The 20,973-nt window shown below is 64.3% G+C and carries 25 protein-coding genes; 9 read left to right on the top strand and 16 right to left on the bottom strand.

The genetic code is table 11. The annotated features are described in order from the left end of the window. Positions 1–3: 3 nt before the first annotated feature. On the bottom strand, positions 4–930 hold the full coding sequence (locus tag PMI20_RS02035) for an ABC transporter six-transmembrane domain-containing protein (protein ID WP_007926634.1): 927 nt from the start codon (positions 928–930) through the stop codon (positions 4–6). 114 nt (positions 931–1,044) lie between these two features. Here PMI20_RS02035 and PMI20_RS02030 point away from each other — a divergent pair, with 114 nt between their 5' ends. Then, the gene (locus PMI20_RS02030; protein WP_007926636.1) at positions 1,045–1,620 is read left to right on the top strand and encodes a TetR/AcrR family transcriptional regulator; all 576 of its coding nucleotides are present in this window, start codon (positions 1,045–1,047) and stop codon (positions 1,618–1,620) included. 102 nt (positions 1,621–1,722) lie between these two features. Continuing rightward, positions 1,723–2,937 (top strand): aldose 1-epimerase family protein, encoded by a 1,215-nt coding sequence (locus PMI20_RS02025; RefSeq protein ID WP_007926638.1) that lies wholly within the window; start codon positions 1,723–1,725, stop codon positions 2,935–2,937. Positions 2,938–2,943: 6 nt separating this feature from the next. Here PMI20_RS02025 and PMI20_RS02020 read toward each other — a convergent pair whose 3' ends face one another. The 9 genes from PMI20_RS02020 to PMI20_RS01980 form a co-directional block, all read right to left on the bottom strand. Then, a complete protein-coding gene (locus PMI20_RS02020) occupies positions 2,944–4,437 on the bottom strand; it encodes a YifB family Mg chelatase-like AAA ATPase (RefSeq protein ID WP_007926640.1) in 1,494 nt (497 codons plus the stop codon). 108 nt (positions 4,438–4,545) lie between these two features. Further along, positions 4,546–5,295, bottom strand: a complete 750-nt coding sequence (locus PMI20_RS02015) for a phosphocholine cytidylyltransferase family protein (RefSeq protein WP_007926641.1) — start codon at positions 5,293–5,295, stop codon at positions 4,546–4,548. Between the two features lie 6 nt (positions 5,296–5,301). Further along, positions 5,302–5,934 carry a gamma-glutamyl-gamma-aminobutyrate hydrolase family protein gene (locus PMI20_RS02010; protein ID WP_007926642.1) on the bottom strand — a complete coding sequence of 211 codons (633 nt, stop codon included), beginning with the start codon at positions 5,932–5,934 and terminating at the stop codon, positions 5,302–5,304. After that, positions 5,931–8,330 carry a PEP/pyruvate-binding domain-containing protein gene (locus PMI20_RS02005; protein WP_007926643.1) on the bottom strand — a complete coding sequence of 800 codons (2,400 nt, stop codon included), beginning with the start codon at positions 8,328–8,330 and terminating at the stop codon, positions 5,931–5,933. The genes PMI20_RS02010 and PMI20_RS02005 overlap by 4 nt, the downstream gene beginning before the upstream one ends. Next, entirely contained in the window at positions 8,327–9,055 is a 729-nt protein-coding gene (locus PMI20_RS02000; RefSeq protein ID WP_007926644.1) for a formyltransferase family protein, read from the bottom strand. Before PMI20_RS02000 ends, PMI20_RS02005 begins: the two co-directional genes overlap by 4 nt. Beyond that, complete coding sequence (locus tag PMI20_RS01995) at positions 9,052–9,624, bottom strand: hypothetical protein (protein WP_007926645.1); 573 nt, start codon at positions 9,622–9,624, stop codon at positions 9,052–9,054. The genes PMI20_RS02000 and PMI20_RS01995 overlap by 4 nt, the downstream gene beginning before the upstream one ends. Further along, positions 9,618–10,145, bottom strand: coding sequence for an adenylyl-sulfate kinase (locus tag PMI20_RS01990; RefSeq protein ID WP_007926646.1), 528 nt, complete (start codon positions 10,143–10,145; stop codon positions 9,618–9,620). Before PMI20_RS01990 ends, PMI20_RS01995 begins: the two co-directional genes overlap by 7 nt. A gap of 4 nt (positions 10,146–10,149) precedes the next feature. Beyond that, entirely contained in the window at positions 10,150–11,211 is a 1,062-nt protein-coding gene (locus PMI20_RS01985; protein WP_007926647.1) for a CDP-glycerol glycerophosphotransferase family protein, read from the bottom strand. Between the two features lie 235 nt (positions 11,212–11,446). Beyond that, entirely contained in the window at positions 11,447–11,707 is a 261-nt protein-coding gene (locus PMI20_RS01980; protein WP_007926648.1) for an accessory factor UbiK family protein, read from the bottom strand. A 416-nt stretch (positions 11,708–12,123) separates the two neighbouring features. Between PMI20_RS01980 and glnK the strand changes: the two genes are divergently transcribed. The 4 genes from glnK (at position 12,124) to sutA (ending at position 14,897) form a co-directional block, all read left to right on the top strand. Further along, positions 12,124–12,462, top strand: a complete 339-nt coding sequence (glnK, locus tag PMI20_RS01975; protein WP_002555808.1) for a P-II family nitrogen regulator — start codon at positions 12,124–12,126, stop codon at positions 12,460–12,462. 35 nt (positions 12,463–12,497) lie between these two features. Beyond that, positions 12,498–13,835: an ammonium transporter gene (locus tag PMI20_RS01970; RefSeq protein WP_007926649.1), complete on the top strand. Its 1,338-nt coding sequence runs from the start codon at positions 12,498–12,500 to the stop codon at positions 13,833–13,835. Between the two features lie 210 nt (positions 13,836–14,045). Then, positions 14,046–14,471: a secondary thiamine-phosphate synthase enzyme YjbQ gene (locus tag PMI20_RS01965; protein WP_007926650.1), complete on the top strand. Its 426-nt coding sequence runs from the start codon at positions 14,046–14,048 to the stop codon at positions 14,469–14,471. A gap of 102 nt (positions 14,472–14,573) precedes the next feature. Beyond that, positions 14,574–14,897, top strand: a complete 324-nt coding sequence (gene sutA, locus PMI20_RS01960; RefSeq protein WP_007926654.1) for a dormancy-specific transcriptional regulator SutA — start codon at positions 14,574–14,576, stop codon at positions 14,895–14,897. 104 nt (positions 14,898–15,001) lie between these two features. On the opposite strand, the gene PMI20_RS01955 is transcribed toward sutA, so the two are convergent. From PMI20_RS01955 to lptM, 6 genes are read right to left on the bottom strand one after another with little or no spacing between them, the layout of a single operon-like run. Beyond that, positions 15,002–15,706, bottom strand: a complete 705-nt coding sequence (locus tag PMI20_RS01955; RefSeq protein WP_007926656.1) for an HAD family hydrolase — start codon at positions 15,704–15,706, stop codon at positions 15,002–15,004. Then, complete coding sequence (xerC, locus tag PMI20_RS01950; RefSeq protein ID WP_007926657.1) at positions 15,706–16,602, bottom strand: tyrosine recombinase XerC; 897 nt, start codon at positions 16,600–16,602, stop codon at positions 15,706–15,708. Before xerC ends, PMI20_RS01955 begins: the two co-directional genes overlap by 1 nt. Positions 16,603–16,604: 2 nt before the next feature. Beyond that, positions 16,605–17,330, bottom strand: coding sequence for a DUF484 family protein (locus PMI20_RS01945; RefSeq protein ID WP_007926658.1), 726 nt, complete (start codon positions 17,328–17,330; stop codon positions 16,605–16,607). Between the two features lie 13 nt (positions 17,331–17,343). Next, positions 17,344–18,174, bottom strand: coding sequence for a diaminopimelate epimerase (dapF, locus tag PMI20_RS01940; RefSeq protein ID WP_007926659.1), 831 nt, complete (start codon positions 18,172–18,174; stop codon positions 17,344–17,346). Positions 18,175–18,178: 4 nt separating this feature from the next. After that, entirely contained in the window at positions 18,179–19,426 is a 1,248-nt protein-coding gene (lysA, locus tag PMI20_RS01935) for a diaminopimelate decarboxylase (RefSeq protein ID WP_007926666.1), read from the bottom strand. A gap of 9 nt (positions 19,427–19,435) precedes the next feature. Next, a complete protein-coding gene (lptM, locus tag PMI20_RS01930) occupies positions 19,436–19,588 on the bottom strand; it encodes an LPS translocon maturation chaperone LptM (protein ID WP_007926668.1) in 153 nt (50 codons plus the stop codon). 239 nt (positions 19,589–19,827) lie between these two features. Between lptM and cyaY the strand changes: the two genes are divergently transcribed. The 3 genes from cyaY to rnk all read left to right on the top strand — a co-directional run bounded on the left by cyaY (position 19,828) and on the right by rnk (position 20,959). Continuing rightward, positions 19,828–20,160 carry an iron donor protein CyaY gene (gene cyaY, locus PMI20_RS01925; protein ID WP_007926670.1) on the top strand — a complete coding sequence of 111 codons (333 nt, stop codon included), beginning with the start codon at positions 19,828–19,830 and terminating at the stop codon, positions 20,158–20,160. A 4-nt stretch (positions 20,161–20,164) separates the two neighbouring features. After that, positions 20,165–20,398: a DUF1289 domain-containing protein gene (locus tag PMI20_RS01920; RefSeq protein ID WP_037034857.1), complete on the top strand. Its 234-nt coding sequence runs from the start codon at positions 20,165–20,167 to the stop codon at positions 20,396–20,398. A 147-nt stretch (positions 20,399–20,545) separates the two neighbouring features. Then, positions 20,546–20,959 (top strand): nucleoside diphosphate kinase regulator, encoded by a 414-nt coding sequence (rnk, locus tag PMI20_RS01915; RefSeq protein WP_007926672.1) that lies wholly within the window; start codon positions 20,546–20,548, stop codon positions 20,957–20,959. The last annotated feature ends 14 nt before the right edge of the window (positions 20,960–20,973 follow it).

Here is a 20,973-nt window from a genome sequence, read left to right as displayed (position 1 = left end):
GTTTCAGCGGGGCTCGGCCGGTTCGGCGAGCCCCGGGTCCACCCGCTTGCCGATATCCCGCAGGCGCGCCAGTTGGTCGACCATGGTCGGCGCTTCATCCAGGCTGCTGACAAAGGTCCACAGGTAGGTCATCACCGCGTACACATGCCCGGCCTTGACCCCCTCGGTCAGGGCCAGCTGGCTGATGGCGATCACGAACAGCAGCGCGGCCGCCGAGCCAAGCAGCAGATAGGCCGCCGCCTCGCGGTCCGACAGCCAGATCCGCAGCCGCGACAGTACCCGGTAGTGCCGTTGCAGGGACGTGGCGCCGACCTTGGCCACCAGGCCGATTTCCTTTTCCAGCCGGTCGTTCAGGCGCTCATGCAGCTCCTGATTGCGCCGGGCGAAGCGCGGCAGCAGGGTGACGCACAGCAGCAAGGCCACCAGGCAGGCCAGGCCGACCCAGGGTTCGATCACCAGCAGCATCACCGCCGCGCCGACAATGGAGACCAGCGCGGTGGCGATGGTCGGAACGTGTTTCTCGAAGAAGTCGACGAACTCCCGGGCCAGCACCACCCGCGCCGCGGCGGTGGAGGTGCTCTGGTTCTGCAGGCGCTGGTTGAGGATCACCGGCACCGCGAGGTCGGCGTAGATCCGCGTGAAGGTGCGGGTATCCACCGCCCGCCGCGCGGCCCCGACCACCCAGAACGCCAGCACCACCAGGGCATAGACCAACGCGCTGCCGGCGTCGCCGCGAATGATCGAGTCCACGGCGAACCCGGCAAACAATGGGTAGGCCAGCAGCAACGCGTTCTCCAGCGCCACCAGCGACAAGGTGCAGAACAGCTTGCCGGGGTAGGCGCGGGCGATGGCTTTCAGGGTCTGGCTGGCGGATTGCTGGCCGATTTTCTTGCTTTCATCGATCAGGATTTGTGGGGTAACGGCTGGCATGAGTGCACCGGAGGGAAGATAAGCGCTATTATTGAGCGACTGCTCAATAGTATTTGAGCGATCGCTCAAAACGCAAGCGCCGTCCATCTACCGGCGCCCAGAGGTAATGCCCGCATGTCCCGTACCGACCGCAAAGACCAGATCATCGCTGCTGCCCTGGAGCTGTTCCACAGCAAGGGTTTCGCCGATGTTTCCACCCGCGACCTGGCGGACCACGCCGGCTTGTCCCGCAGCCACATCTATCACTACTTCAGCGACTGGAAGGAGCTGCGCCGCGAAGCCTTCCTGAGCTTTGCCAACGAGCAGCTTGACGAAGTGCGCGGCTCCCTGGGTGATGCGCCGCCGCTACAGGCCCTGCAGGAGTTCCTGCGTTATTGCCTGCCGGACTCTGCCGACGACGGCTGGGCGCTATGGCTGGATGCCTGGGATGAAGCCATGCATGACAGTGCCATGGCCGAGACCTACCTGGCGGTGAACATGCAGTGGCAGGCCTTGCTCGGCGGCATCATCGAGGCCGGGGTGCAGGCGCAGGTGTTCCATTGCGCGTCGTCCGCTCGCGCGGCCCGGCAGATCTTCGCCCAGACCATGGGGTATGGCGACGACCTGCTGCTGCAACCTTCGGCCGAGGCCGCCGCAGCGGCACTGGATGAGGTGCTGGAAGTGGCGGGGCTATTGCTGAAGATTCGCTGAGTCCCTGAGTGGCGTTGTCCCGGCGTTGGTACGGAAATTAAGTTGCTGAAACGATTCATCAGCGCTATAAAAATCCCACAACTCCAATAAAGGCACACGCCCATGACTCCGCTCCGACTGCTGCTCGCTCTTTCCGCGTTCACCGCTGCTTCCCACGCCATGGCCTGGGACTATGTCCTGCTCGATACCGACAAGGCCGCCCAGGATTTCCATATCACCAGCGCGCAGCTGGGAGTAAAAACCGCCAAGCCTTTTTCCGTGACCCTGCGCACCCTGCATGGCGGGCGGCAGGAGGGGGTGAGCATCGTCGATATCGACAACGGTGCGATGAAGCTCTCGGTAGTGCCGACCCGCGGAATGAATGTGCTGCAGGCCTCCGTCGGCAAGGTGCGCATGGGCTGGGACTCGCCGGTCAAGGAAGTGGTCAACCCGGCGTTCATCGAGCTCAACGGTCGCGGCGGCCTGGGCTGGCTGGAAGGTTTCAACGAACTGGTGACCCGCTGCGGCTATGAGTGGGTCGGGCATCCGGGGATGGATAACGGCGAGCTGCTGACCCTCCACGGTCGCGCGGCGAACATCCCGGCGAACAAGGTCACCCTGCATATCGACGAGAAGCCGCCGTACGCCATCAGCCTGCGCGGCGAGCTCAAGGAACAGGCGTTCAAGAAGGTCGATTTCTCGGTGGCCACCGAGCTGGTGACCGAGCCGGGCAGCGTCAGTTTCGCCCTCAACGACACCCTGACCAACAACGGCGACTATCCGAAGGAATACCAGGCGCTGTATCACAGCAACTTCAGCACGCCGTTCCTCGAAGAGGGGGCGAAGTTCGCCGCTGCGGTGAAGCAGGTGTCGCCGTTCAATGACAAGGCCAAGGCCGACCTTGCCGATTGGCAGACCTACCGCGGCCCGACCCGGGATTACGACGAGACCGTCTACAACGTGGTGCCGTACGCCGATGCCCAGGGCGACACCCTGACGGTGCTGCACAACAAGGCCGGCAGCCTCGGTGTGGCGGTGGGCTTCAATACCCGGCAGTTGCCGGTGTTCTCCCTGTGGAAAAACACCGATACCCAGGGCCAGGGCTACGTGACCGGCCTGGAGCCGGGCACCAGTTTCTCCTACAACCGTCGCTACCAGCGCCCGCTGGGCCTGGTGCCGACCATCGAGGCCGGGCAGAGCAAGCAATTCCAGATCCGCTACAGCCTGCTGGCCGACAAGGCGGCTGTGGATAAGTCCCTGGCCGAGATCAGCCAGATCCAGAACGGTCGGCAGACCGAAGTACGGCCGACGCCACTGGTGGACCTGAGCAAGGAGTGATTCTTCTCAACTCGCGGCCGGCCGGTATTGCAGCGCTTCGGCCAGGTGCTCGCGGCTGATCTGTTCGGCCTGCTCGAGGTCGGCCAGGGTACGGGCGACCTTGAGCAGGCGGTGGGCGGCGCGCAGGGACAGGGTCAGGCGTTCGCAGGCGGTTTCCAGCCAGCGCTCGTCGGTTGTGGATAACTGGCAATGCCGGCGCAGGCCCGGCAGGTCGAGAAAAGCATTGGCGCAACCCTGGCGCCGTTGTTGCCGCTCCCTGGCGCGGGCCACTAGGGCCGCGGCTTGCGCGGTGTTATCCCCAGCCTGGGGCTTGGGGTTGAGGGCGGTGCTTTCCCGGGCCACGGTTAGGTGCAGGTCGATGCGGTCGAGCAGCGGCCCGGAGAGTTTGTTGCGATAACGCTGGATCTGTTCCGGGGTGCAGCGGCAGCGGCCACTGGGCTCGCCAAGATATCCACAGGGACAAGGGTTCATCGCCGCCACCAGCTGGAAACGCGCCGGAAAATGCACCCGGTCGCGAGCTCGGGCGATGACGATCTGCCCAGACTCCAGCGGCTCGCGCAGCACCTCCAATACCTTGCGATCGAATTCCGGCAACTCATCGAGAAACAGCACACCGTGGTGGGCCAGGGTAATTTCCCCGGGTTGTGGTTTCGAGCCTCCTCCCACCAGGGCTGGCCCTGACGCAGAGTGGTGCGGCTGGCGAAACGGCCGCTGCGGCCAATGGCTCAGCGGAGTGTGGCTGGTGACCGACTGGATGGCGGCCACTTCCAGGGCTTCCTGCTCCTCCAGCGGCGGCAACAGGCCGGGCAGGCGGCTGGCCAGCAAGGTCTTGCCGGTGCCCGGCGGACCACTGAACAGCAGGTTGTGCGCGCCGGCGGCGGCTACCAGCAGCGCGCGTTTGGCGGCCAGCTGGCCCTGTACTTCATTCAGGTCGGGGTAGGGCCGGTTCTGGTAGAGCAGGCCATCCGAAACATAGGGTTCGATCGGTGTATGGCCGTTGAAATGCGCAACGGCTTCCAGCAAGTGCTCGACCGCGATCACCTTCAGTCCCGACGCCAGGCAGGCTTCCTCGGCATTCGCGCGCGGCACCATCAGCGTACGTCCAGCCTGGCGCGCGGCCAGGGCTGCCGGCAGCACGCCGCGCACCGGTCGAACCGCGCCGGAAAGCGCCAGCTCGCCCAGGCATTCGACTTCCTCCAGGGCCAGGGTCGGCACCTGCACGCTGGCGGCGAGAATGCCCAGGGCAATGGCCAAATCGAAGCGCCCGCCGTCCTTGGGCAGGTCGGCCGGGGCGAGGTTGAGGGTGATGCGCCGGGCCGGAAAATCGAAGCCGGCATTGAGAATGGCGCTGCGCACCCGGTCCTTGCTTTCCTTGACCGCCGCTTCGGGCAGGCCCACCAGGGTCAGGGCCGGCAGGCCGTTGGCCAGATGGACTTCGACCGACACAGCCGGCGCTTGCACGCCGGTCTGGGCACGACTGTGGACAATGGCCAGAGACATGACTCGTTCCTTGAGGCTGGGAAACCGCGTCCTGCGGTTGTGCAAGCCTAGCCCCGGCCGGAGCATCATCGCGCCGGAAAATCGGCTCAGGATGTTGCGGCGGGTGGCTCAGCCGCGCCAGTCGTGGGACCAGCCTGGTTGGGCGATGCGCTGTTCGTACAGGGCGATGTCCGACTGATTGTCGACTTCCACCCAGCCGCCGCGAATGGCCACGGTGGCGATGGCGGTGCCGGCCTGGAGCAGGGCGCGCAGCAGGCTGGTCATGTCCAGTTTGTCGATCTGCTGTTCGCTCATGCCGGCCAGCAGCGCCTGGACCTGGCTCCAGCCTGCGGGGGTGAATTTCAGCAGGCCCATGTACTGGCCTTCGATTTCCTCGTGGCTAGTGACCCTTTCACCGATATCCAGCAGTTGGCCGGCCTGTTGGCGGAAGCTTTCGGCATCGCTGAGGGGGTCGTCGAAGCGCGTCGACCACAAGTCCCACCAGTCGAGGTCGTAGGTGATGCTCAGGGGCGCCTGGGAGGCCATCAGGTCACGGACGATGTCCGGGCGATAGACGATGTCGCCGTAGCACACCAGGGTCGGTTCGCTGGATAGCAGGGCGTCGGCGCGTATCAGGCTGCGCACCATGTTGCTGCTGGCCCAATGCGGGTTGTACAGCTGGCTCTGGCCGTAGCCTTCAAGGGCTTCGCTGCAATAGCCGCTGACCAGATGCACCTCGTCGATCCCGGCGTTTTCCAGGGCTTGCAGCTGCCATTCGAGCAGCGGCTTGCCAGCCAGGCGGGCCAGGGGCTTGGGTTGCGCGGCGGTCAGGTGTTTCAGGCGGGAGCCGCGGCCGGCGGCGAGAATTACGGCTTTCATGTCAGGTCACTCAAAGAGCCATTGGCACAGTTGTCGATCAGCGTCGTCCAGCGCTGCTTCGCGCTCGGGATGCCACATGATGCCGGCCACCTTGAGGTGGGTATGCACCAGGGCCTCGCAAGTCCCGGCAGCGTCCACGGCCCAGGGGCGCAGGGCGGCGGGCAATGGGTCGAGCAACTGTTTGCCGTGGAAGGAATTGACCGAGCGCGAAGCGGCCTGGCCCTGTAGCCAGGGCAGCTCGGCGGCGGCCAGCACGTTGATGAGGTGGCGTTGCGCGACGTGCACGTCGTGATCGGCATCGGCCAGCCGGCCGCCGAAAAAGCTGTGGATCAGTTGCAACCCGCGGCAGACCCCCAGCACCGGCAGTCGCTCGGCCACGCAGTGGGCCAGCAGCGCCTGTTCGCTCTGATCGCGCAACGGGTCGCTGCCGAGATCGTCGCCGCCGCTGAAGATCACGCCTTGCACGCCCTGGGCCCGGGCATAGGCCACGGTGTCTTCGCCCAGGTTGGGCAGCAGCAGCCATTGGTGGCCGCAGCCGAGCTCGGCGAAAAAGCGGTACCAGTCCCTGGCCAGGCCATCGCGCGGTTCGTGGTAGGCCTGCGGGTTGCAGGTTCTCAGGGTGATGCCGAGACGTTTCATGGCTGCACCGGGTTCAGGGTCTTGTCGCGACAATTGAGGGCGATGCGCGGGCTGCGCAGGATCCGCTTGAACAGCTGTTCGCCGCAGCCGATGGCCGCCGGAATACCGAACTCGGCGCAGCGGATGGCCATGTGCGAGTTGGCCCCGCCGTACTGGGTGACCAGCCCGGCGATACCACGGGTGAAGACCCAGTCGTAGCCGGGGTCGGCATTTTCGATGCAGACGATCTTGCCCTTGAGCGGCGCCGAGGCCGGGGTGTCCTGGCGCAGTTCCATGCCGATGGCTTCGACGTTCTGCCGGGTGATGAAGTTGGGCAGGCTGCGATGCAGCGGCGCGACGAACACATCGTCGACCGCGCTGATCAGGTGCCCGAGCTTCAGCGAGATGCCCTGTTCATAGCTGCGCCGCGCCTGGCTGGCCGACTCCAGCAGGACCCGGTCGGTGTCGTCCATCAGTGGCGCAGTGAGACTGTCGAGCAGCGGGTGGATATCGAGAAAGGACAGGTCTTCCCTAGCCAGGCCGACGTCGGCGCCCCAGCTCACCAGCAATTGCAGGGCATCGGACAGGTCCCGGGTGAACACCAGCTTGGCGTATTCCCGGGCCTGGATGGCCTGGCTGGCGTAGTCCAGCAGGTGTTCGGTCGACAGCGGCCAGCCCTGCTCGTCGATCAGCCGTTGCAGGGCCTGGCGTTCTTCGGGTTGCAGCTGGAATGCCGTCTGCGGGCTCTCGCCGTGACCCAGTTCGACGGTCGCGGCAGCGAACAGGTCGTGGCGCTCGTCGTAGCGCAGTGAGGTGATGTCGTAGGTGCCGGGGCGCAGATGGCCGAACTTGGCGACGAACGCCGGCAGGGTACGGGCGTCGGCGCAGACCTGGGCGTATTCGCGCGTCAATTCGGTGGTGACGGTGTGGATCGACTGCTTCCAGGCCAGCAGGCGCTCGTTGCTCAGGGCGCCCCGGCGGCAGGCCGAACGCAGCAGGGCCTCGGCGATGAACGCATGCCGGGCGAGCATGGCGAACGGCAGCGTGCCTTGCTCGCGACAGTCCAGCAGCAGGCGGTGGATGCTGTCGAGGTCGGCCGGCAGGACGTCGAGGCGCCGGCTTTGCTGCTGGCGCTCGTGGGCGCGTACCCGATCGAGCAAGGGCGGCAGCGCGCCGGCTCCCTCACCGCTCAGTGCCCGCAGCGTCAGTTGGTCGAGGGCCGTGCGATAGGCCCGTTGTTCGACGGCGCTGAGGCTGTCGCCATAACGCTCGGCGAAGTCGGCGTCGAAGGTGAAGTCCAGGCAAGTCTGGACGACTTCGAACTCGACCTTGTCGTGCCATTGCGGGTGGGACTGCAGGCGCTGCAGCCAGGCGTTGACCAGGCGAGTGCACAACCCCGGTTCCAGGCCCGCCGGCAGGAATGAGTTGAAGCTGCAGCGCACCTCGATATACGGGTGATGGCCGAGCATCACCATCAGGGCCTGGTGTCGCGGGTGGTGGTAACCCATCAGGGCGCGGGCTTCGCGCCAGGTCGAATCCGTCACCAGGCGCCGATACAGTGAGGCCGCCAGCGGGCGCGGGGTGGTGCCGATGATTTCCGCGGGGTTCCAGTCGGGCATCACCCCCAGCAGGGTGCTGTCGCCATACAGACCGGCCTGGGGCGCCAGGCGTTTGCCCAGGAAGCGCTGGATGTGCTCCAGCTGGCGCGCCACCCGTCGCTCAGTGACCGGGTGCCAAGTGTTACACAGGGTGATGCGCCGCACCTGCAACACATACACCTGCTGGTGGCGGTCGACGGCGAACTCGATGTCCAGCGGCACGTTACCGCAGAGCGTTTCCAGCTCCCGGCAGGCATCGATCACCGCCTGCAGGCGTGGGGAGCGCAGCTGGGCGCTCTCGGTGTCGCGGTAGACCAGCACGGTTTTCTGGATACCCTGGCCGCCGGTGATGGTATCGGTCAGGCCGCTCTCGTCGTCGTAGTTCACCACGTAATAAGGGGCGCCATGCTCCAGGTCGTGGGTCATCACCACGCCGCTCATCTGGATCGAGGTCAGCATCGGCTGGATCAGGATCTGGTTGTCCTCGCAACGGTGTTCGGCAAAGGACGCGATCACCTGTTCGATGGCCGCGTTTAGGGCCCGTGGATCCGTGGCGCTGACGTTCAGGCAACTGGTGAACAGGCCGGCCATCGAGCTGTTGACGCTGTCTTCGTTCTGCGCGCTGCTGCGCACGATCACGCAACCGCCATGCTCCATCCTGGCGATGTTCAGCAGCACGTCCGCGGGGGCATCAAGCCACTGCCGCGCGGTGAAGAAATACAGCGGTAGGATCCGCGAGCGGGTGACCCGCGGCTGCAGGCGCTCCAGGGTTTCGGACTTGGTCCCGAAACGAACGACGTTTTCGGCGGCCCGGTTCATGGCGCGTCCTCGTGTTTGTCCGCCGCCAGCAGGGCCAGGTGTTTGAGCAACGGGTGAATGATGAAGTAAGGCGGCTTTTCGGCTTCGGCCGGCAGGGGCCGCAGGGCTCGCTCGCCTTCGCGTCGCCAGTGGCCGAGGACTTCCACCAGCAGGTCGGCGCGGATCGCATTGTCATACAGGTAGTCGACATCCATGCCTGGCGGGGGTAGGGGATAGGCCTTGCGCGCCAGCACCGGGCCGGTGTCGATCTGCTCGTCGAGCAGCAGGGCGCTGGCGGCGCATTCACGCTGCTCGATGATCTGGTAGTACAGGGTGGTACTGCCGCGATAGTCCGGCAGCCAGCCGGAGTGGATATGCAGCACCGGGTAGCGACTCAGCAGGGCCGCCGGCACCAGTTGCCCGCCGTAGCCGGAGTAGACGACCAGGTCCGGCGCCTGGCGGGTGATGAGCGTGAGCAGTTGCGGATCGTCGAGAGCCTGGGCCGGGGACACCTCGTGGGGCCAGTTCAGGGCCGCCAGGCAGGTGTCGAGGTCCTGGCTCAGGTCCGGGCAGAACAGCCCCGCCAGTGACTGCACCTGTAACTCGCGGGTGGTTTGCAACGGGCCGCCGCCCTGGCCGTAGACAATTACCGCTTCAGGTTCGATCCCGGCCGCCGCCAAGCCTTGCAAGTAGGCGACCGAGCGCGCGGTGCGGGCGCAGAGGATCAGCAGGCGGGCGCGACTCATAGGCCGGCCTCCCGGGCGACTGTGGCCAGCAGCTGTTGTTCCTGGGTCAGCAGCCAGGCCAGGTAGGCGCCCTGGTCCGGGGCGAGGCGGCCCTGCTGCGACACCAGGGTATCCGTCAGCTTGAGCAGGCCGCTGAGGTAGTAGGCCGCGCCGCTCGCCTGCCAGCCGTGCAGCATGCACTCGGCCAGCAACAGGTAAGGCTGTGTGGACCCATAGCTGCCATGGAGCAGCGGACGGTGCGGAGCCACGGCTTCATAGCCGGCATACAGGCGTTTGCTCACTTCGAATTTCTTCAACAGGCGCGGCAGCCAGTAGCTCGCCAGCGGGCCGGAGACGCCAGCGCCCGCGCGCATTTCCAGGCACAGGTGGCTCAGCAGCGCCGTGCTGTCCCCGGCGTGCGCCAGGCCTTGCGGATGCAGCGCAGGCAACGCCGGTGCCGGCAGGTGGGCGCATGCGCTCAGGCGCGAGGTGCGCCAGGCGTCGACGAAGGCTTCACCCTGGAAGCTGCTGTAGCGGTAGGTCTGCGGGGTTTCCAGCAGGTCCCCGTCGCTGTAGGCGTAGTTCAGCATGATGGTGGATACCCACAAAGCTGGCGAATGCGTTCCACATAGCCCGGGATGTCGTCGGGCTCGTGACGGTTATGCAGCACCAGGTCCGGGCGTTGCGGTGGCGGATACTCGATATCCACGCCCACCACGTTGCTCTGTTCGCCCCTCAGGGCGGACTGGTAAAGCCCCTTGTTGTCACGGCTGATCAGGGTGCTCAGCGGCACATCGACGAACACTTCACGGTAGCTGGAGAAACGCTGGCGGTTGTCGTCGCTGATGTCCTGGAACATCGACAGGATGCAGCAGACCACATCGATGCCCTGGCTATCGAGCCAGCTGCACAGGGCCTGGATCCGCTCGGCGTTGACCCGGCGTCCGGCGATGCTATAGGCGTCTGCCCGCTGGTCATGGCGGAACAGCGCGCGAATCTCGTCGCCGTCGACGAACACGGTCTGTGGCCGTTGCGCTTTCAGGCTGGCATACAGGGCCCGGCCAATCGTGGTTTTGCCCGCGCCCGACATGCCGACCAGCCAGATCACCATGCTTTCACCCCTGCTTGAGTATGTTTTCGATGTTGCGCAGCGCCAGTACCGCCAGCTCCGCCGAGAAACCATAGCTGGGGGCGAAGTAATGGCGACGCAGGCGCTGACGGACCGCTGCCTGCCGTTGCCAGAGGTTCTCGTCCCCCAGCAGGTCGGGCAGTTGCCAGCGCGCCTCGGGGTCGAGGTTGACGATGTCGTTGCGCAGCAGCACATCGGGCGATTCCTCGCCGGTCAGTGCGTCCTGCTCGGCGTCCGGGACGTTCAACAGCAGCAGGTTCTTATCCAGGTACAGGGCGCCGAACGCGGTTCCGCCGTAGTCCGAAACCACATAGTCGGCGCAACGGAACAGGCTGAGGTTGTCGTAGACGCGGGTAATCACCGCGGTGAACGGGTATTGCTCGAGCAGTTTCAGCGCTTCGGGATCGGCCTCGACCGACAGCGGGTGGGTCTTCACGATGACGTTGTAGCGATCGCACAACCCGGCCATGGCGTCGGCGAAGCGGCTGATCGACGACAGCTCCATCCAGGTCGGCAGCCACAGCACGGTCTTTTTCGTTGGGTCCAGGCCCAGGTCCGCCGGATGCTGGCCTTGCAGCGAGGTTTCGCGGAAGTAGGCGTCGTAGCGCGGGTAGCCCATCTGGAAGGTCACGGCGTCGCAGCATTCGCGCAGGCGCTCGGCCTGCCAGGGGCCGAAGCACAGGATCAGGTCGTAATGCCGGTTCCAGCTGGAGAAGTTGTGTTTGTACTTGCCCAGGGCGTACATGAAGCGCACCTGCCGATGGCCCAGCGCCTTGATCATCGGCTGCGAGCCGTGGTCGTACATGCTGTGGTTGGAGACCACCACGTCATAGCGGTGATTGGCTTTGATCACATCCAGGCTGCCGTGACAGCTGTAGCCCAGGCCGCCAATCAGTTCGCGGCTTTGCGCGCGCTCTTCATGGGTGCCGTGCAGGACCACATCGAAAGCATCGGCCCCCAACAGGCTCCAGACCGCCTGATAGTGATTGAGCATCTCGGCGGTATGAACGAAGAAGGCCAAGCGGCTGAAGGGTTTTGGCGCGGTCATAGGGCTACCTGGTGCACAACAAAAATAAGTCGAGGCAAGCGTTGGCGTTGCTTGGCGGTGTCGTGGGGCATGGCTCGCCCCGAGGGTGGCCAGGATCGCAAACGCTGGACATGTTATCGGCGAAGCAGGCGGGAAATGAACGGGCAGGGCGGAAAATCTTTGCTGGCGGGGTCCGGCTCGACCGGCGGCAGGCACTGCATGGTCGAGCCTATGCGCAGGGGCGCGGTCGAGGTGGTTATTGCTCGCTCGGGTTGAGCTTGGCTTCCAGCTCGGCGACCTTCGCCTCCAGGCTTTCCAGGCGGGCCCGGGTGCGGGCCAGGACGACCATCTGGCTGTCGAATTCTTCCCGGCTGACCAGGTCCAGTTTGCTGAAGCCGCTTTGCAGCAGGGCCTTGAACTGGCTTTCGATTTCGGCGCGGGGCAGTGGGGTATCGCCGCTGAACAGGCGGGCGGCATGGCCGCTCAGGGCATCGAGGAGGTCTTTGGGCGCGAGCATGGGAAGTGTCCTGAAAACAATGGCGGGCAGTGTATCACGCACTGTCTATAGTCAATCGGCAGGCGGGGATGCACGCTTTTCGCGCATCGCGCCGGGCAGTGGCGCACTGTTGTTGTGCGTATCCGTGGCGATGATGGCGAAGTGGTTTCTGTCGTGGCGGCCAAGGGACTGAAATCAGTGGGTTTTCGCGAGATGGCAAGGTTTCTGCTTAGTCCCCGATGACCCATGCACTGATGCAGTCGCTGTGACGAATGCAGTGCGGCAGGCGGAGCGGGGAAGTGTTTCGTCAGGAGCGGTTAGCTGGCGTCGGTCTGGTCGAGGAAGGCCGACGATGCGTTACAAAGCCAGGCACTGCGCTTAGACTTGAGTCGGGTTTGTTTTCCTGGGGCAAGTCCACCAATTCGGGAGAAAGTTTCATGAAGCTAGTCACTGCCATCATCAAGCCGTTCAAGTTGGACGACGTGCGCGAGTCGCTGTCCGAGATCGGCGTGCAGGGCATTACCGTTACTGAGGTCAAAGGCTTCGGCCGGCAGAAGGGGCACACCGAGCTGTATCGCGGCGCGGAGTACGTAGTCGACTTCCTGCCCAAGGTGAAGATCGACGTCGCCATCGATGACAAGGATCTTGATCGGGTCATCGAGGCGATAACCAAGGCCGCCAACACCGGCAAGATCGGTGACGGCAAGATCTTCGTGGTCAATCTGGAACAGGCTATTCGCATCCGTACCGGCGAAACCGATACCGACGCCATCTAAGCCGCCCCAAACCCAACGCCCCAGGAGAAAACAATATGACTCTGCGTAAAATCGCAGGGCTAGGAGCCCTGTTGTCCCTCGTAATGCCTGGCCTGGCCATGGCGGCGGACGAAGTGGCAGCCCCAGTCCTCAACTCCGGCGACACCGCCTGGATGCTGACCTCGACGGCCCTGGTGCTGTTCATGACCATTCCCGGCCTGGCGCTGTTCTACGGCGGCATGGTGCGTTCGAAAAACATTCTTTCCGTGATGATGCAGTGCTTCGCCATTACCGGTCTGATCAGCATCCTGTGGGTCATTTATGGCTACAGCATTGCGTTCGACACCACCGGCATGGAGCAGGGCGTCGTCAACTTCAACTCCTTCGTCGGCGGCCTGGGCAAGGCCTTCCTGGCCGGCGTCACCCCGGCGAGCCTGACCGGCCCGGCGGCGCTGTTCCCCGAGGCGGTGTTCATCACCTTCCAGATGACCTTCGCCATCATCACCCCGGCGCTGATCGTCGGTGCTTTCGCCGAGCGGATGAAGTTCTCCGCCATGCTGATCTTCATGGCCATCTGGTTCACCCTGGTCTACGCGCCGATCGCACACATGGTCTGGTCCGGCAACGGCGGCCTGATGTGGGACTGGGGCGTGCTGGACTTCGCCGGCGGCACCGTGGTGCATATCAACGCCGGTATCGCCGGCCTGGTGGCCTGCCTGGTGCTGGGCAAGCGTAAAGGCTTCCCGACCACCCCGATGGCGCCGCACAACCTGGGTTACACCCTGATGGGCGCGGCCATGCTGTGGATCGGCTGGTTCGGCTTCAACGCCGGTTCCGCCGCCGCCGCCAACGGCACCGCCGGCATGGCGATGCTGGTAACCCAGATTGCCACCGCCGCTGCGGCGCTGGGCTGGATGTTCGCCGAATGGCTGACCCACGGTAAGCCAAGCGCCCTGGGCATCGCCTCGGGTGTGGTTGCCGGCCTGGTGGCGATCACGCCTGCCGCTGGCACCGTAGGCCCGATGGGCGCCCTGGTGATCGGCCTGGCAGCGGGCGTGGTGTGCTTCTTCTGCGCCACCACCCTGAAACGCAAGCTGGGCTACGACGACTCCCTGGACGCCTTCGGCGTGCACGGTATCGGCGGTATCCTCGGCGCGATCCTCACCGGCGTGTTCGCCGCGCCATCGCTGGGCGGCTTCGGCACCGTGACCGACATCGCCGCGCAAGTGTGGATCCAGTGCAAAGGCGTGGGCTTCACGGTGATCTACACCGCGATCGTGACCTTCATCATCCTCAAGGTGCTGGATGTGGTCATCGGGCTGCGTGTCACCGAGGAAGAAGAGTCGGTCGGCCTCGACCTGGCGCAACACAACGAGCGCGGTTACAACCTGTAATCCCGCCAGAAAAAATGCCCGGCTTGCCGGGCATTTTTTTGTCTGCGTTTTGTCATTGAGAGATGGCTGAAAGGTTTTTTCCAGAGCTTGTCAGCCAGTTTGATGACTGCTTTTTTTTCGGGTCAATGACTTACAGCATTGGAGGAATATTCGGCACTTTGTTTTTTCCCAGAGCGCGCTAGAATGCGCGCCGAATGTGCGGAGAACTGTATGTGGCAACAGACTCTGATTACCCTGCGGGCAAGGCCCCGGGGCTTTCATCTGGTAACGGACGAGTTGCTCGCCGGCCTGCCTGAACTGAAGGCATGTCGGGTCGGTCTGTTGCATTTGTGGCTGCAGCATACCTCGGCCTCGTTGACCATCAACGAGAATGCCGACCCTGCGGTTCGTCGTGACTTCGAGCGTTTCTTCAACTCCCTGGTGCCTCAAGGCATGGCCGGGTATGAACATGACGACGAAGGGCCCGATGATCTGCCGGCGCACTTCAAGGCCAGTTTGCTAGGCTGTCAATTGAGCTTGCCGGTATCGGCGGGTCGCTTGGCGTTAGGCAGCTGGCAAGGCGTTTATCTGGGCGAGCATCGCGATCATGGCGGTGCCCGCAAAGTCCTTGCCACCTTGCACGGTGATAAGGCATAAGCCGCTGGTTATCAGTGGATGTTGATTTTTTTCCAGCGGCCTTCGACAGTCGGCTCAGCTGGGCTATAACTAATCTGCTTTTCGCAAGTCATGAGGTAGAACATGAGCGACGATGATCTGGAAAACGACGACCTCGAAGTAGGCGACGAAGACGAAACCGAAGAAGGTCTTGAAGCGGCCGCCGACGATGTGGCGGAAGACGATGGCAGTGATGTTCCTGCCCCGACCGCCAAAGGCAAGGCCAAGGCTGCCGTCTCGGTAGACGAGCTGCCGAGTGTCGAAGCCAAGAACAAAGAGCGTGATGCACTGGCGCGCGCCATGGAGGAGTTCCTGGCCCGTGGCGGTAAAGTGCAGGAAGTCGAGGCCAATGTGGTTGCCGATCCGCCCAAGAAGCCTGATAACAAGTACGGTAGCCGGCCTATCTGAGCGCCTGCCACTTGCTTGCTGAAAAAGCCCGCCGTCGCTGCGGGCTTTTTCATGGGCGCTTGTTGGCGAGAGTGCGGTGTTGCAGTGATTGCGACAGCGTCCGATCAGGCGCCGTTGTGCCAGCGCGCCAGCAGTTTCGGCAGCTCGGTCAGGCTGCGGATTTCCGCATCCGGCAACCGGTCCGCCTCCCAGGCCTTGCCGGCCGGGTTGAACCAGATGGCCCGCAAGCCGGCCTGCTGCGCCCCGGCGATGTCGTCGCCCGGGTGGTCGCCGATGTGCACGGCGGTGTCCGGTGTCGCCTCGCCCCGTTGCAGGGCTTCGTGAAACAACCGTGAATCGGGCTTGGCGATGCCGATGTCTTCGGCGCACAGGGCGAACTTGAAGTAATCTGCCAGCCCCAGGCGGCGCACGTCGGCGTTGCCATTGGTGACCACGCCCAGCGCGAAGTGGTTGGCCAGCGCTTCCAGGGTCGGCTGCACCTCGGGAAAGATATCCAGCTGGTGCCGCGCATGCAGGAACACTTCAAAACTCTGGTCGGCCAGGGCATTGGCCTGGCCCTGGTCGTAGCCGGCTTCCTCCAGTGCATGAAACAGCACCCGTCGGCGCAGCGCGCTGATGCGGTACTTGAGCCCGGGCTCGTGGTTCAGCACCCGCTCACGGATGGTCCAGAGATGCTCCACCGGTACGCCGCCCAGTTGCGGAGCGTGGTCGGTCAGCCACTGGCGCAGCACGGCTTCGGCGCTGACGATCACGGGCGCGGTATCCCACAGCGTGTCGTCGAGGTCGAAGGTGATCAGCTTGATCGTCATTACTCACCGCCTTTGTTGCGTTTGGCCCGTGGGTGGGCGCTGTCGTAGACCGCTGCCAGGTGCTGGAAGTCCAGATGGGTATAGATCTGAGTGGTCTTGATATCCGAGTGCCCCAGCAGTTCTTGTACCGCGCGCAGGTCCTGGGAGGATTCCAGCATGTGGCTGGCGAAGGAGTGTCGCAGCATATGCGGATGCAGGTTCTGTCCCAGCTCGCGCTCGCCGGCGGCCTTGACCCGCAGCTGGATCGCCCGGGGGCCCAGGCGCCGGCCCTGCTGGCTGACGAACACCGCGTCGTCCGGCGGATTGCTCAGCGCCCGCAGCGGTAGCCACAGCTGCAGTGCCTCGCGGGCCTTCTTGCCAATCGGCAGGACCCGGGTCTTGCTGCCTTTGCCGTGGACCTGCACCAGGCCATCGGCCAGGTCCAATTGTTCGAGGTCGAGGCTGGTCAGCTCCGACAGGCGCAGGCCGGAGGAATAGAACAGCTCGAGAATTGCCTGGTCGCGGTGCGCGAGGAAATCATCCTCCACCGCGCCATCGAGCAATTGCAGCGCGCGATCGGTGTCCAGGGTCTTGGGCAGGCGGCGCTCGCCCTTGGGTGGCGCCAGGCCGTTGGCCGGGTCGTGATTGCACAGGCCTTCGCGGTTCAGGTAGTGGTACAGGCCGCGTACGGCGGAGAGCAGGCGCGCCAGGCTGCGAGAGGATTGGCCCTGCTGGTGCAGGCGCGCAATCATGCTGCGCAGGCCCTGGATGTCCAGGTCGGACCAGCTGCAAACCTGCTGCTTGGCGCAGAAGGCCAGCACTTTTTCCAGATCGCGGCGGTAGGCTTGCAGCGTATGGGGCGACACTTGGCGCTCACTGCGCAGGTGCTCGCAGTAGGCGTCCAGTTGTCGTTCCATGGTCAGCGAACCGAGCGTAGCGAGTGAGTGAAGCGCGGCAGCACGCGGCCCATGACTTCGGCGATATAGCTGAGGAACAGCGTCCCCACCGAGCTTTTGTAGTGCTGCGGGTCGCGGCTGGCGATGGCCAGCACGCCGTGAATGCCCTGATGGGCGATGGCGACCACGGCGCTCGAGCCGATCTGCTGGCGCTGTTCTTCGCCGAACAGGAAGTCCAGCTCATGCTCGCGCAGGCTGCCGCTGATGCTCTTGCCTTCGGTCAGCAAGCCACCGATGGCGGTCTGGGCCTCGGCCGCGGTGACCCAGCGGCCCACCGGCATGGCACTGTCGCTGAACAGGATCAAGCCCACGAAAGGCACCTGGAAGTCCTGGCGCAAGCTGTCTTCGACGCTCATCACCACGTCTTCCAGGCTGTTGGCATCCATCAGCGCGAGAATCAGGCGTCGGGTCTTCTCGAAGAGCCGGTCGTTGTCCCGGGCCACGTCCATCAACTGCGAAAGCCGGTGGCGCATCTCGATGTTGCGCTCGCGCAGGATCTTCATCTGCCGCTCCACCAGCGAGATGGTGTCACCGCGCTGATGGGGAATGCGCAACGCCGGGAGCAGTTCTTCATGCTCGACGAAGAAGTCCGGATGCGCCTCCAGGTACGCGGCGATCGCCGCCGCCTCGAGGTTTTCGGCAGGAGATTCGTCGGGCTGTTCGGCTGGAACCTGAGGCTGATCAGTCATGGTTTTCGCTCATTCAAAGACGCACCTGTCCTTCGTATACGCGCACTGCCGGGCCGGTCATCTTCACCGGTTGGCCAGGGCCTGCCCATTCGATGGACAGGCGCCCGCCCGGCAGGTCGATCAATAGCGGCGAATCCATCCACCCCTGGCTGATCGCGGCCACTGCGGCGGCGCAGGCGCCGGTACCGCAGGCCTGGGTTTCCCCGGCGCCACGTTCCCAGACCCGCAGCTGCGCGCGCTGACGGTCGATGACCTGGATGAAGCCGACATTGACCCGGGCCGGGAAGCGCGGGTGATGTTCGATCTTCGGCCCCAGCTCATGCACCGGCGCGCTGTTGATGTCGTTGACCCGCAGCACCGCATGGGGGTTGCCCATGGACACCGCGGCCAATTCGACGGTCTGGCCATCGACTTCGACCTGGTAACTCAGGGCCTGGGCCGGTGCCACGAACGGAATCTGCTCGGGCACCAGGCGCGGCGCGCCCATGTCGACGCTGATCTGACCGTCGTTGCGCACATCCAGTTCGATGATGCCGCTTTTGGTCTCGACACGGATCTGGCGCTTGGTGGTCAGGCGCTTGTCCAGCACGAAACGGGCGAAACAGCGCGCACCGTTGCCGCATTGCTCCACTTCGGAGCCGTCGGAATTGAAGATCCGGTAGCGGAAATCCACATCCGGATTACTCGGCGCCTCGACGATCAGCAACTGGTCGAAACCGACTCCGGTGTTGCGATCGCCCCATTGCTTGGCATGTTTGGGCAGGATGTGCGCGTGCTGGCTGACCAGGTCGAGGACCATGAAGTCATTGCCCAGGCCGTGCATCTTGGTAAAACGCAGCAGCATGGTTTTACTCCGGCAGCAGGCTTTCGCCAGCAAACAACTCGGCTACCGTCTCGCGGCGACGCACTTCAACAGCCTGTTCACCATCGACCAGCACTTCAGCAGCGCGACCGCGGGTGTTGTAGTTGGAGCTCATGACGAAACCGTAGGCACCGGCCGAATGCACGGCGAGCAGGTCGCCCTCTTCCAGCGCCAGCTGACGTTCCTTGGCCAGGAAGTCGCCGGTTTCGCAGATCGGGCCGACGATGTCGTAGGTACGTGCCTGGCCATCGCGCGGGCGTACGGCGCTGACGTCCATCCAGGCCTGGTACAGGGCCGGGCGGATCAGGTCGTTCATGGCCGCGTCGACGATGGCGAAGTCCTTGTGTTCGGTGTGCTTGAGGTACTCGACCCGGGTCAGCAGTACCCCGGCGTTGGCGACGATGAAACGGCCGGGTTCGAAGACCAGTTCCAGGTCGCGGCCGTCGAGGCGTTCGCGCACGGCCTTGACGTAGTCGGCGGCCAGCGGTGGCTCTTCATCGCGATAACGCACGCCCAGGCCGCCACCGAGGTCGATGTGGCGCAGGTAGATGCCGCACTCGCCCAGGCGGTCGACCAGGTCCAGCAGACGGTCGAGGGCATCGATGAAGGGGGCCAGGGTGGTCAGTTGCGAGCCGATATGGCAATCGACGCCGACCACTTCCAGGTTCGGCAGCTGTGCCGCGCGGATGTACACGTCTTCGGCATCGGCGATGGCGATACCGAACTTGTTTTCCTTCAGGCCGGTGGAAATGTACGGGTGGGTGCCAGCATCGACATCCGGGTTGACCCGCAGCGAAACCGGTGCGCGAACCTTGAGTTCGGCGGCGACCTGTTGCAGGCGTTCCAGCTCGTCGCTGGACTCGACGTTGAAGCAGTGCACGCCGACTTCCAGGGCGCGACGCATGTCGTCACGGGTCTTGCCGACACCGGAGAAGACAATCTTGTCGGCCGCGCCGCCAGCGGCCAGGACGCGTTCCAGCTCGCCTCGGGAGACGATGTCGAAACCGGCGCCCAGACGTGCCAGGACATTCAGTACACCCAGGTTGGAGTTGGCCTTTACCGCGAAGCAGACCAGGTGCGGCATGCCGGCGAGGGCATCGGCGTACGCGCGGTACTGCGCTTCGATATGCGCTCGGGAATAGACGTAGGTCGGCGTGCCAAAGCGCTCGGCAATGGCGGACAACGCTACACCTTCCGCGAACAGCTGCCCGTCGCGGTAGTTAAAAGCGTCCATGGGGTTCCCTTAGTTGGTGTCGTGCTTGTGCGACTGCGAGTGACCTTGGTCTTCAGGGGATTTGCTGTCATCGGGAAGATACAGCGGGCCTTTTTGACCGCAGGCAGTGACAAGGCAGGCAACCGCGACGAGCGCAGCAAGGGAAGAGATCAGGCGCTTCATGGCGAAATCCTTGAGAATGCGTTAATTGCGCCCGAGTATACCGGCCACCCGACGGCTTGCCTATGCGCTGGAACACCCGTCCGGCGGGCCTTTGCCCCGGGCACGGGCGCTGGGCGCGGCGGTTGCGGGGATATTTTCTCTGCCGCCCGCGCCCTTGATCGGTATCCTTTGCATTCGCCCGGATGCGCCCGTATCTTGCGGCGCTTGAGCGTGAGTAGACACTTTTCGAGGTTCCCGCAATGAGTTTGACTGAAGCCCGTTTCCACGACCTGGTCGATGCCACCCAGCAGACGCTGGAGGACATTTTCGAGGAGAGTGACCTGGATATCGATCTGGAGAGCTCCGCCGGTGTGCTCACCGTCAAGTTCGAAAACGGCAGCCAGGTGATCTTCAGCCGCCAGGAGCCGCTGCGTCAGCTGTGGCTGGCCGCGCGCTCCGGTGGTTTCCACTTCGACTACGACGAAGAAAGCGAGCGCTGGATGTGCGACAAGAGCGAAGAGCAGCTGGGCGAAATGCTCGAGCGCATCGTCCTCGAGCAGGCCGATATCAAGCTTGAGTTCGAAGGGCTCTGAGACCGTGACGCCAGTCGCCCCGGCGCGCCCGCCCAAGCCGCTGTACAGCAATGTCAGCCCGGCCGTGGCCTCGCCCTGCATCAGCCTGTGCCGGCTGGATGAGGAAAAAGTCTGCAAGGGCTGTTTCCGGCATGTGGAAGACATTCGCGAATGGCGCTCGGCGGACGATGAGCGACGGCGAGTCATCTGTCGCCAGGCGCTGGAGCGCAAGCGGGCTGCGGCGCCCGGTATGGGCTAGCCCGGGCACAAAAGCCCGGCGGCTTGTTTATTTGTGCTGCTGTGGTAGTGTCCGGTTACGCCTCGCCACATCGAGGCCAGTGAAAACCCCGTCTTATCTGGACGGGGTTTTGCTTTTTTGTGCCGAAAAAAGGAGTCTGCCTGGATCATGAGCACCGCACCTTCCATCATTCTCACCCGCCTCGACGTGCAGCGTCTGGAGCGCCTGATCGACAGCCTGGACGACACGCTGCCTGGCGTCATTGCGTTGCAGACCGAGCTGGATCGCGCCGAAACCCTGGTGGGCCACGATGAAGTCCCGCCTGGTGTCGTGACCATGAATTCGCGTGTGCATTGCCGCGAAGAGGGCAGCGGCAAGGACTATCACCTGACCCTGGTGTATCCGCAGGACGCCAACGCCGACGAGGGCCGGATCTCTATCCTGGCGCCAGTGGGCAGCGCCTTGCTCGGTTTGCAGGTCGGGCAGTACATCGACTGGCCGGCGCCCGGCGGCAAGACCCTGAAGCTGACCCTGCTGGAAGTGGAATACCAACCCGAAGCGGCTGGCGACTTTCACCTCTGAAGGGCACCGCTGAC

The organism is Pseudomonas sp. GM17 (genome assembly GCF_000282175.2).
GTDB lineage: Bacteria > Pseudomonadota > Gammaproteobacteria > Pseudomonadales > Pseudomonadaceae > Aquipseudomonas > Aquipseudomonas chlororaphis.
The sequence above is the reverse complement of the archived record's forward strand: the minus strand, read 5'-3'. Positions and strand labels throughout refer to the sequence as shown.